Origin of the sequence: Indibacter alkaliphilus LW1 (assembly GCF_000295935.2) — a bacterium.
Taxonomy (GTDB): domain Bacteria; phylum Bacteroidota; class Bacteroidia; order Cytophagales; family Cyclobacteriaceae; genus Indibacter; species Indibacter alkaliphilus.
This window is the reverse complement of sequence record NZ_ALWO02000037.1, coordinates 35457-47356: the sequence shown is the minus strand read 5'-3', so window position 1 is coordinate 47356 and position 11900 is coordinate 35457. Positions and strand designations below refer to the sequence as shown.

General features: G+C 38.7%; 11 protein-coding genes. 7 read left to right on the top strand and 4 right to left on the bottom strand.

The window, feature by feature from the left end; all coding sequences use genetic code 11:
* Positions 1-186: 186 nt before the first annotated feature.
* The 7 genes from hisA to A33Q_RS12660 all read left to right on the top strand — a co-directional run bounded on the left by hisA (position 187) and on the right by A33Q_RS12660 (position 7012).
* Positions 187-900 (top strand): 1-(5-phosphoribosyl)-5-[(5-phosphoribosylamino)methylideneamino]imidazole-4-carboxamide isomerase, encoded by a 714-nt coding sequence (hisA, locus tag A33Q_RS12690; protein WP_009035814.1) that lies wholly within the window; start codon positions 187-189, stop codon positions 898-900.
* A 143-nt stretch (positions 901-1043) separates the two neighbouring features.
* Positions 1044-1799, top strand: coding sequence for an imidazole glycerol phosphate synthase subunit HisF (gene hisF / locus A33Q_RS12685; protein ID WP_009035813.1), 756 nt, complete (start codon positions 1044-1046; stop codon positions 1797-1799).
* Between the two features lie 27 nt (positions 1800-1826).
* Entirely contained in the window at positions 1827-2438 is a 612-nt protein-coding gene (gene hisIE / locus A33Q_RS12680; RefSeq protein ID WP_009035812.1) for a bifunctional phosphoribosyl-AMP cyclohydrolase/phosphoribosyl-ATP diphosphatase HisIE, read from the top strand.
* 1 nt (position 2439) lies between these two features.
* Positions 2440-2856 carry an OsmC family protein gene (locus tag A33Q_RS12675; protein ID WP_009035811.1) on the top strand — a complete coding sequence of 139 codons (417 nt, stop codon included), beginning with the start codon at positions 2440-2442 and terminating at the stop codon, positions 2854-2856.
* The gene (locus A33Q_RS12670) at positions 2853-3092 is read left to right on the top strand and encodes a hypothetical protein (RefSeq protein ID WP_009035810.1); all 240 of its coding nucleotides are present in this window, start codon (positions 2853-2855) and stop codon (positions 3090-3092) included. Before A33Q_RS12675 ends, A33Q_RS12670 begins: the two co-directional genes overlap by 4 nt.
* A gap of 24 nt (positions 3093-3116) precedes the next feature.
* The gene (locus A33Q_RS12665) at positions 3117-4121 is read left to right on the top strand and encodes a hypothetical protein (protein WP_009035809.1); all 1005 of its coding nucleotides are present in this window, start codon (positions 3117-3119) and stop codon (positions 4119-4121) included.
* Entirely contained in the window at positions 4118-7012 is a 2895-nt protein-coding gene (locus tag A33Q_RS12660) for a PAS domain-containing hybrid sensor histidine kinase/response regulator (protein WP_009035808.1), read from the top strand. The genes A33Q_RS12665 and A33Q_RS12660 overlap by 4 nt, the downstream gene beginning before the upstream one ends.
* 15 nt (positions 7013-7027) lie before the next feature.
* On the opposite strand, the gene A33Q_RS12655 is transcribed toward A33Q_RS12660, so the two are convergent.
* The 4 genes from A33Q_RS12655 to A33Q_RS12640 all read right to left on the bottom strand — a co-directional run bounded on the left by A33Q_RS12655 (position 7028) and on the right by A33Q_RS12640 (position 11821).
* Entirely contained in the window at positions 7028-8335 is a 1308-nt protein-coding gene (locus tag A33Q_RS12655; RefSeq protein WP_009035807.1) for a dihydrolipoamide acetyltransferase family protein, read from the bottom strand.
* Between the two features lie 83 nt (positions 8336-8418).
* Positions 8419-9684, bottom strand: coding sequence for a competence/damage-inducible protein A (locus A33Q_RS12650; RefSeq protein ID WP_009035806.1), 1266 nt, complete (start codon positions 9682-9684; stop codon positions 8419-8421).
* A 325-nt stretch (positions 9685-10009) separates the two neighbouring features.
* A complete protein-coding gene (locus tag A33Q_RS12645) occupies positions 10010-10888 on the bottom strand; it encodes a TraB/GumN family protein (protein ID WP_009035805.1) in 879 nt (292 codons plus the stop codon).
* A gap of 129 nt (positions 10889-11017) precedes the next feature.
* On the bottom strand, positions 11018-11821 hold the full coding sequence (locus A33Q_RS12640; RefSeq protein WP_009035804.1) for a universal stress protein: 804 nt from the start codon (positions 11819-11821) through the stop codon (positions 11018-11020).
* Positions 11822-11900 lie beyond the last annotated feature (79 nt).

Genomic DNA, 11900 nt, shown 5'->3' with positions numbered 1-11900 from the left:
TACTCACCATTACCCAAAATCTAAATTCTATAATCTATGTCGTTTTGGATAAGACTACCATTTGAATTTAAACTTTTCCAAAGTTTGATTAAAAGTAAATGCAAATACAATTTACAAAACTGAACTTTGGAAAAGTTATCTTAATTAAACGACATTGAATCTACAATCTAAAATCAACAATCTCCCATGTATATCATTCCTGCAATAGACATTATCGCCGGTAAATGTGTAAGACTGACCCAAGGTGACTATGGGCAGAAAAAAGAATACCATGACAGTCCATTGGAAATGGCCAAACGTTTCGAGGATGCAGGCATAAAAAGGTTGCATTTAGTAGATTTGGATGGTGCCAAGGCAAAAAAAATTATCAATCAACATGTGCTCCAAAGTATAACATCAGGCACTTCGTTGCAGGTTGATTTTGGTGGTGGGGTGCAGTCTGATGAAGATGTTGCCCTTGCTTTTGAACTGGGGGCCCATCAGTTGACCGGAGGAAGTATTGCTGTGAAAAATCCGGGAATGTTCGAGTCTTGGATTGCAAAATACGGAGGGGATAAAATCATTTTAGGTGCTGATGCAAAAGACAGAAAAATTGCAATTTCTGGTTGGGAAGAGACCACCTCAGTAGACTTGATAGATTTCATCAAAGATTATCATGCAAAGGGGATTTCTTATGTCATCTGTACAGATGTGGCCAAGGATGGATTGTTGCAAGGTCCTTCAACAGCACTTTACAAAGAGATTCTACAGGAAATTCCAAGTATTAAGCTTATTGCCAGTGGAGGAGTGGCACAGGTAAAAGATTTGGAGGAGTTGCAAAAAACAGGCGTATACGGAACCATTGTAGGAAAAGCTTACTATGAAGGTAGGATTACGCTGGATGAGATGGCTGCGTTTTGAGAGGCGAGATGCGAGAGACGAGAAGTCCGAAACAAGAAAACAGAATTGAGGTGCAACCAATCATCCATACTTTCAGCCTCCTAACATCCGACATCCAATCTTCCAACCTTTAAATTTTACAGTTTTCCAATACTATCACTACCATGCTGACTAAAAGAATTATTCCCTGCTTAGACATCAAAGATGGCCGGACGGTCAAAGGAGTCAATTTTGTGCAATTAAGAGATGCAGGAGATCCTGTGGAACTAGCCAAAATCTATTCTGATGAAGGGGCAGATGAATTGGTATTTTTGGATATAACTGCCACTGTAGATAAGCGAAAGACATTGGCTGAATTGGTCACCAAAGTGGCCAAGGCCATCAATATTCCTTTTACTGTGGGTGGAGGTATTTCTACAGTGGAAGATGTCAAGATTTTACTCGGTGCAGGCGCTGACAAGATATCTATCAATTCAGCCGCCGTCAAAAACCCAAAGCTAATAGATGAAATGGCCGCTGAATTCGGAAGTCAGTGTATCGTGGTAGCAATAGACACCCGAAATGTAGACGGTATAGACTTCGTACATACCCATGGGGGGAGGAAGCCTACTTTGCTCAAAACCCAAGCTTGGGCCAAAGAGGTGAATGAGCGAGGTGCTGGAGAGATTCTTTTGACTTCCATGGATCACGATGGGACAAAGTCTGGCTTTGCCAATGAAATTACTGCCGAACTTTCTTCCATGCTGAGCATTCCGGTGATTGCATCGGGGGGAGCAGGTACTATGCCCCACTTCAAAGATGTATTTACTTTCGGTAAAGCAGACGCTGCACTCGCAGCCTCAATATTTCATTTCAAGGAAATTCCTGTTCCGCAATTAAAACAGTACCTTCAAGATGAAGGTATTCCAACCAGACTTTAACTTTATTTGCATAAGCATCAAACGACTATGGATTCGTTAAAAATAGATTTTCAAAAAGTAAACGGACTTGTACCAGCCATCATTCAAGATCAAAACACCAATAAAGTTTTGATGTTGGGATATATGAATCAAGAGGCTTTGGACAAGACGATCAGCACCAAAAAGGTGACGTTTTTCAGTAGGACAAAGCAGAGATTGTGGACCAAAGGTGAGACCTCGGGAAATTTTCTTGAAATGACTTCGATAAAGGTAGATTGCGACCATGATACTTTATTGATCAAAGCAAATCCCATTGGACCGGTGTGTCATACGGGAGCTGACACTTGTTTTTTTGAAGAGAACAAAAGCAAAACATTATTTATAGATGAGTTGCGAGCCATTATCAAGGATAGGAAAAACAATCCCAATGACACCTCATATACGGCTTCTTTATTCGCCAAAGGGATCAATAAAGTAGCTCAAAAAGTAGGAGAGGAGGCTGTTGAAATCGTGATTGAAGCCAAAGATGATAATAAAGACCTGTTTATGGGTGAAGCTGCAGATTTACTTTTCCATTATTTGGTTCTGTTGGAAGCCAAAGGCTATGAACTAGATGAAGTGATCAATGTATTAATCGAAAGACATCAAAAAAAATCATAAGATGAGCAAGAGAAATGTAACCGTACGCATGAATGCTGACTATGAGTATGAGGCCAGCAACCTTCAGGGAAATACAGTTCAAATGGATATGTATGATGCTCCGGCCAAAAAAGCACAGTCTCCTATGGATCTATTGCTATCAGCTTTGGGTGGCTGTTCTGCTGTAGATGCCGTACTGATGATGAAAAAAAAGAGAAAAACGATAGTAGACTTTTTTATAGAGGTGGAGGGAGACAGAAATGACGGAATTCCGGCCTTTTATAAATCTATCCACTTGCATTTCGTTTTGGTTTCTCCCGATGCTAAGGAGGAGGAGTTTGCTAAAGTAGTTGCATTATCAGTAGATAAGTACTGTTCAGTAGCTTCTTCAATCAAATCTGAAATCACCTACAGTTCTGAAATCAGATTGCCGGCATGAGAGTAGTCAAAGAATTTACAAAAGAAGAAATAAGGGTTTCGGTTTATTCTTGGAACAATAAATATCTGCTCAAATTTGAAATTGGCCCTTTAGAGCAGACCTACAAAGTTCCGGAAACGGAAATTTTGGAAGAGCAGGACATTGATGCTTTTTGTGAAGGGGAATTTTTTGAAAAGGTAGAGAGCTTATTCAAAGAAATGGGAGAAAGCTTGCGAAAACAGTTGGAAAATATTTAGCTTTAGAAAAATACCTAAAGTTTTATGGGCGTTCATAGGCTTTTTTTTCTGCTTTTTTTTGTAATCCTATCCTCTTGTAGTCAGAGGGAAAAGGAGAATACACCACCAAATAATCTAGAGCTGGTTACCTTCACAAGGCTATTGGATTATGATCTTGGGAATCTTGAAAATGAAATCAAAAACCTGGGAGATATACTCCAAGGCTATTTTGAAAAAAAAGACAGCATTTTAGCAGTAGCCGATAGAGGTAGGTATAAGTTTCAAGGTGGAATAGCCAATGCCATTCCCAATGAAGACCCTAATCTGTCGACCATCTATATTTCCTCGAAAGCTCAAAATATGGATGAGGTAATGGATTTGCTATACCTGACCAATCCAATTGACCATCATTTCAAGGAACTTTTTGAAAAATATGAAGTGTTGTCACAGGTTTATTTCAACAGTAAGCTCCAAATCAACAGACTTTATCCTCCATACGATGCAAATACCATGTTAGAGCCTGATTTGCATATTCCCTCTTTTAATTTTTACTATGAGGCAGATTTGGATTACAATCCGGAGAAAAAAACTGTCTGGGTAAAGGATATTTATATTGATCCAGTGGGCAAAGGTTGGGTTGCGTCATTGATACACCCAGTCTATGTAGAAGAAGACCTTAAAATGGTTTTGGGTTTTGATATCACAGTCAATGACTTGATTGAATTTTACCTTAATAATACCAGTAGGAACTTGGTGATTATAGATGGAGCAGGTACTGTGGTGGCAGGGAAATCCAAAGGAATTGAGGCATTATCCCTACCTCCCTTGAAAAACTTTACCTATAATCAGACCATCAAAGCGGACAACTTCAGGATGGAAGATTTCAATCTTTTCCGAAGTAAAAGTAAAGAAGTAAGGAAACTTGCCTCAAAAGTCATCCTCTCGGGTGAGGAGTCCTTTTTTCTGAAAGACGGACAGGAATCAGTTGCCATATCAGTTGTCAAAATGGACAGAATGGACTGGTTTGTTTTAGATATTGTATTTGAATGAAACAAATAAAGAAAGATAATCCCAAACTCAAGGTAGAGGCATCTGGCTGGATTGTGGCTGTTGGGATTTCTTTGGTGCTTCTTGTTTTGGTTTTGGGTTTTAGTTTTTTTTCGGCCCTTCGGGAAAGTCAAATTAGCTCAAGACAGACCAATCTCAATAAACAGGTGGAAATTGCTGGAAAGGACTTACAAAGAAACTTTGAAAGCATGTATGAGGACATGTTGTTTTTTGTCAACAACCTGGAGCCTTGGACATACGACCGTACAGGAAATGAGCAATTGGCATTTGAAAAACGTGCTAGAAGGATTTTTAATAACCATAGGGAAGTTCTGGACAGCATCATTGTATCTTTTCCCAGACACCATGTTTCTTTTCATTTTGACAGACAAAACAACTTTATAAGAAGCAGCTATAATTCAGTAGAGTCCCTTCCCAAAATCAGTGACAACAGCATCAATCTTGTCAATGCTACCAAAGGGGTAAGTATCCATGTAAAGGTTAATTTCAATAGATACTTCAGAGCGCAGTTGAGTAATTATTACCTTGGTTCTACAGGTGAAAAAATAATCTGGATCAATGGTGAGTATATCGTTTTTGAAGATACTTATGAAAGGCAAAACTTGGATATCAATGGCTCCATAAACCAGACTATTGCGACCGATATTTCCGAAGGCCTTAAAGGATATGTCTCCGGAAAAGTAAATGGGCTGAATCAAGAAGAAAAACCAATTAAAGCAACCGTACATTATTACCCTTTTTCGCTCAACCCATTTGATAAAAAATTTGCAGTTATTTTTGCTCAGGATATCAGCAACATAGGGTTTGATATTTACAATACCTATTTTTATTTATTGCTTGGCTTGGCAGTTTTGCTGATGGCCGTGATAATTTTTTTATATAAGTTTATCAATAATGTCCAATTGGCTAATACCAAACTTGCGGAATCATCGGAAGAAATCGAAGAGCTTTTCAGAAGACAAACCCTCTTGCTTCAAGAGTCCAAAGGCTTTATTTACTTTCAGAATGCAGATGGTAACATGACTTCTGTAGGCAGAGAGGTGAAGGATGTTTTAGGTTATGAAACTGAAGAGTTTCTTGAAAACTTCAAGTCTTATATGAAGGTTGAAGATAGGTACACGCTTCTTAAGGAGATTAAGGATGTGCTGAATGAACAAAAGGAGGTTTTGGCTACCGAATTTAATTTCAAGAAAAAATCTGGAGAATGGGTAAGGGTTAAGATTTTTGAAAAATTCATTTATGATTCAAATGGTACCTTTCAAGGAAATGTAGGAATCTGTACTGATATACAGGATAGGTATGAAGCAGAGCAGGAATTAAAGAGGAGTGAAAACAGGCTAAGGGCTGTATTGAATAGTCTTCCGGACCTGATTTTCATTTATAACAACGAAGGTGTTTTTTTAGACTATTATGTACAGGACAGAAGCTTACTGATGATGCCGCCAGAAAGCACTCAAGGGAAGAATTTTAGGGATATCATGCCGGAACCTGTAAAATCCCAGCTGGTCAGTGCTTTTGATAAGGTCATTCATACAGGCAAAGGACAGACTTTGGAATTTGAAATCATGCTGCCTTTAGGCAAGCGTATTTTTGAGACGAGACTCTTTAAGCTGGACGACCAACGTGTTATCTCTATGGCAAGGGAAATTACAGGTCAGAAACTTTGGGAAAAAGGGCTTCAGGAGGCAAAGGAAGCTGCAGAGCAAGCGAACAGAGCGAAGTCGGAGTTTCTGGCCAATATGAGCCATGAAATCAGAACCCCAATGAATGGTTTGCTGGGGATTTTAGGTCTATTGGAAAACACCCAGCTCAACAGGAAGCAACTTGAATATATACAGGTAATCAAAGATTCAGGGAAATCTCTCATATCCATTGTCAATGATATTTTGGATTATTCCAAAATAGAATCAGGCATGATGGATCTCAATCTTTCCGTCTTCAATTTTCCGAAAGAAATTAAAAGCACTTTCAGGTTATTTGAGGGCTTGATTAAGGAGAAAAATATAAACTTTTCCTGCAAGCTGGATGAGGACATTCCTGATTTTGTGCAGTTGGATAAAGATAAAATTGCTCAGGTAATTTACAACATTGTCGGCAATGCACTGAAATTTACTCCCGATGGCGGCAAAGTTAAAGTGGAAGTTACTGCTGAGTATTTTATGAATGATAATGTCATCTTGGAGTTTTCTATCCAAGACTCAGGATTGGGTATACCAAAAGAAAAAATCAGCTCTCTTACCCAGCCATTTGTACAGGTGGATGGAAGTAATACCAGAGAATACCCCGGAACAGGACTTGGATTGGCTATTTCAAAGAAACTTATTGAATTGATGGGAGGAGATTTGAATATTGAAAGTGAGCTGGGTATTGGTTCTGTATTTACATTTAGTGTTTTTGGAACAGTTAAGAAAAATGCCGATAAGCCTGAAGTACATGAGGTTCGTTCAAACAAGGGAAATGAGTTGTCTTATGAAAATATGGCAAACCAGATTCCATTGGATATTCTTTTGGTAGAAGATAATGACATTAATCTTACTTTTATGCGTATGACTATGGAGCAGCTAGGGTATAAATTGGATGTGGCAAGAAATGGGGTTGAGGCAGTCGAAAAGGTCAAGACCAAAACTTATGACCTGATTTTGATGGATATTCAGATGCCAAAAATGAATGGGCTGGAAGCAACCAGGCAAATAAGAAAAATGAACCATGCTTCCACATCAGAGATAATCGGTCTTTCTGCCAATGCCTTTAAGGAAGATGTCCAGAATGCTCTGGAATCTGGTATGAACGAATACCTGACCAAGCCGATTGGAATTCAGGATTTAGCCAGATTGATCAGAGAGAAATTTGAGCATAAAAAAAAGGAGGCCTAGCCTCCTTATATTTTTTTAGATTTCGGTATTCAAATCAAAAGCCTCCAAGTAATCCGCTACTCTTTTGACAAACATGCCTCCCAATGAACCATCAACTACTCTGTGGTCATAAGAGTGAGAAAGGAACATTTTGTGTCTGATGGCGATCACGTCACCTGTAGGAGTTTCAACTACTGCTGGTTTTTTCTGGATAGCGCCTACAGCTAATATGGCCACCTGAGGCTGCATGATGATTGGGGTACCCATTACATTTCCAAATGAACCTACATTGGAAACCGTATAAGTGCCTCCACTAAGCTCATCCGGACTCAGTTTGTTGTTTCTGGCCCTATTTGCCAGATCATTTATCTTTTTGGAAAGTCCTGTCAGATTAAGTTGATCTGCATTTTTGATAACAGGTACAATCAGGTTACCTGATGGCAGAGCTACCGCCATACCTACATTGACATCTTTTCTTTTGATGATTTTGTCTCCATCTACGGATACATTGATCATCGGGAAATCCTTGATGGCACGGGCTACAGCTTGAATGAAGAAAGGTGTGAATGTAATGGGCTCACCTTCTTTTTTCTTATAAGCTTCTTTTACTTTATTTCTCCACAAGACAATATTGGTCACATCTGCCTCAACAAATGAAGTGACATGAGCTGAAATTCTCTTGGAATCGATCATCCTTTGAGAAATCATTTTTCTCATTCTATCCATTTCGATGATTTCATCCTGGCCGGAATAAGTGATTTCCACTTTTGGTGCCGGAGTGTCCTTGACAGAGGTACTGCTTTGAACAGCTGGTTTTTGCTGATCTCTGTTTTTCAGATATGTCAGCATATCAATCTTGGTGACTCTTCCTTCTTTACCTGTTCCTGGTATTGTAGCAAGTTCATCTTTGCTGATGTTCTCAGTTTTGGCAATACTCAAAACCAATGGCGAGTAAAACCTGTCATCCTCTTGAGCATTTTTACCAGAAGAAGTATCCTTCAGTAAAGCCTCCGTCTGGGATGGTGCAGCTGCTATTAACTCCTCTTTTGGGCTAGCCTCTTTCTTTTCTTCTGTGCCGGCCTCAGCAGGAGCATTTTCTTCTCCCTCCACTTCAATAAGAGCTATTGGTGCACCTACTGCTACCACTTCACCTTCTTTGGCCAAAATCTTCTTTAATACTCCACCATGGGTAGCAGGAACTTCTGTATCTACTTTATCAGTAGCTACTTCCAATACAGATTCATCTTGTTCAATGGTATCACCTTCGTTTTTGAGCCAAGTGAGTACTGTTCCTTCTATGATACTTTCACCCATTTTGGGCATCAGCATTTCTACAGTCGCCATAATTTTATTATTTAATTGGGTTTATTTCTGACTTTTAAAATTAAATTTTATTTTTTCTAATACAAAATTGATTTGGAAAATTTTTATTCTGTTTTTCCTGAAATTGCAGTGCGGAGCATATTGAGCACAGCCACTGCTGTCAATTGAATATTGAGCATCCTGTCTTGGGTTAATTGAAGCTTTTTGGTGATAGTCCTATCCTCCCAGGCGCAAGCTATCCAAACTGTCCCCACTGGTTTTTCAGCCCAACCTCCTCCTGGTCCCGCAATGCCGGAACTTGCCAAGCCAAAATCAGCATCAAACAAGTTTTTGATATTTTCAGCCATCTGAATCACCGTCTCTTCGCTGACGGCTCCTTTTTCAGAAAGTACAGTTTTCTCTACCTCAAGTAGTTTGTTTTTGAATTTGTTGTGGTAGGGAATCAAGCCTCCCTGAAAATACTTACTACTTCCCGGGATACTGGTAACCAGATGTGAAATATAACCACCCGTGCAGCTTTCTGCAAATGCTACTTTCTTTTCGGCCTGTATCAGGAGTCTTCCAATAGCCTCTTCGAGCGATTCCTTATTGTATCCGTAAATATATTTTCCAATGATCTTTTTGGCCAAAAGGATCTGCTCTTCCACATCATTTTGAAGTTCTTCCATCCTTTCCCCAAAAGCTGTAAGCCTAAGCTTGACCTGCCCCAGTGATGGCAGGTAGGCTAATTTGATGTGTTCAGGAAGATTTTGTTCCCAGTCTTTTAGCAGATCAGCTAACCAACTTTCTCCAATTCCCACGGTTTTGATCACTTTATGGTAAATATTGGGTAGGGGATAAATTTCTTTGATTTTGGGTATGACAAAAGCTTCCATCAATCTCTTCATTTCATGTGGTACTCCTGGCATAGACATCCAAACACAACCGTTTTCTTCAAACCACATCCCAGGGGCTGTTCCCAATTCATTTGGAACGTATGTGCATTTGGTAGGTAGGTGCGCCTGAAGTCTGTTCAGCTCGGTCAGTTCTCTACCTCTCTTTTCAAAAAATGTTCTGACTGCTTCAAGAGCCTCTGGAACTAATTCCACTGCACATTGGAAATATTCAGCCAAAAGAGGCTTGGTAAGGTCGTCATTGGTAGGTCCTAAACCTCCTGTCATTAGGATGATTTCTGCCCGCTTTTCAGCACTCCTAAAAGCCTCCAGAATAGCATCTCTATTGTCCCCGACGGTTGACCTTCTGACTACTTTGACACCTATTTTATCCAGTTCCTGACTGATCCAGTGGCTATTGGTGTCTACTATTTGCCCATAAAGCAATTCATCTCCTATGGCAATAATTTCTGCTGTAACAGTTTTTGTACTCCCCATTCAATTTAAATTGTTTTCAAAGGCTTAAATTAGGTAAAGTATTTTGATAATAGGACTGTGAGGAGGTTCAATTGAAATTTGGTTAAAAAAGTATTGGAGAACATTTCTACCCTAAGAATTTTGATGGGAAGATAAGGTTCTTATTATCAGAAATTTAAATCCAATCACTTTATGGAAGGAGAAATGGGATATTTAAGTCAAAGCTATTTGGTCTATCTATCTTTTCGACAGTTCAGTTTTGTACACAGTGTCGGTCTTGACTTTTCAACCACCTTTGGAAAAGTTTTTATAGCTACAAAAGAATATCGTATGCCATGCCTCACCATTACTTCAACACAGGCTCCACAGTATAACCTTGCTTTCTGAGTAATTGAACAAGTCCATTTTCAGACCCTAAATGGCCTGCACCTACCGCAACGAAGGCAGAAGCTTCTTTGATAGCCTCTTCAATGATGGGAATCCAAGCTTTATTTCTGTTGTATAAGAGTGATTCAGCGTGATTTGCAAACATATCCGATATTATGATTTGATCGTGAATGTATTCAATGTCTTTACTTAAGTAAACATCTACTAATTCCTGAAATTCCTGATTGCCTTTTTCAGTATCCAAAATCACTTTAACCAACTCATCGATTTGTTCTTCCAAAGGAATTTCATCGAAAAGACTTGCCTGAAACTCAATTGTTTCCAATCCTTTTATAGGAATCTGTTTTTCCTGTGCTTTTCCTAAGAAAAACTGTTCATAGCTCTGTACATTCGGGCAAGAAATCACTTTCATCAATACCATGGAACTGAGAATAAAGGGCTTCATTGCTCCCAATTGATCTAGTCCCGCACCAAAACTTTCCTTAAAAAACGCATCAACTGTGGCATGTTCTTCTTCTGGAATATGCGCTTTGATGTTTTCCATGTCTTTATTGAAGGATATTTGGTTCATTTTACCCATAATTCCAGGGTCAGACATGTCAATTTCCATGAATAGTTTATCGCTATCTTCCAGGGCCTTGAGGGTGATTTCATCCATCATAAACTGGTCTTTACAAATAAGATGAATGGTTCCGAATAGGTAAGATTCATGCACGGTCCCGTTTCCTGATACCTTCCAAAGTAAAGATGAGTTTTCTTGTGCAAAAAGAAGAGAGCAGATTAAGAGGAAATAGGAAAGAATGAGGCCTTTTTTAATAGTTGAACTGATAGGAAGCATAAACTTTTTGAGTTTAATAGATAATGACTGGTATCAAATTAAGTAAAAGTTTTCTTGAAATACATCAAAAATCATATTCTTGTTGTACTATATTTTCCAAACTTGAGAATTCAGTAAATGGATTTATGACTATTTGATCACCAACATTGGAACATGTGTATGGTAAGCCATTTTCAGACTGGTGCTTTTGTTGAATAAATATTCAAAAAATGACTTGTCTTTGGAAAAAGTGACCAATATTGAGTTAGGGTTTTCTTCCAGGTATTTTTGAATTCCAATTTCTGTTTCTTTAGATTCCAACATTGTAAAATCCGCATGGATTTCCGGATATGTTTCTTTGAAGTAAGATTCCAGACCTTTTAGCTCAATTTTTTTCTCAAAACTTTGGGCATTGCAAACGTGAAAAAAATCATAAGGTAGGTCAAATTTAGAAGTCAAATTGATCAGCTTCTTGAATTGTGATTCCTTTTCGTCCAAAAGCTCCAGGGCGACACATATTTTTTTCTTAGAAGGAAGATCAGCATCTTGGGGCACTACCAAGATAGAAGTCCGGGCGTCTTTGACAACATGTCCGGTATTTGACCCAATCAGAGCTTTCTTGATTCCACTGGCACCCTGGGTACCCATGACTATTAAATCATAATCTTCCCTGTAAGCAAAAGCAGTGACTGCAGTAGCGATACTGCCCTGCATGATTTTATAGTCAATTTTTAATCCTTGTTTCTTGAGTTTTTCAGAAATCTGCTTCATTTGATCTTTAGCATCCCGCTCAATATTGCTAATTATCTCTGTTGCCTGTGCAGCAAAATCATATACTGCATAGAAGGCGTAAAACAATGTGATTTCTGCCTTTTCTATTTTTGCCAATTCAACTGCAAATGTCAATGCATTATTGGCATTGTCGCTGAAGTCTGTGGGTACAAGGATTTTCATAGGTTGATATTTTTAGATTAGAATCAATTTTATTTCAAATCTCAAGCTACTTAATTTTCTTTAAGAGCTTTATGATTTT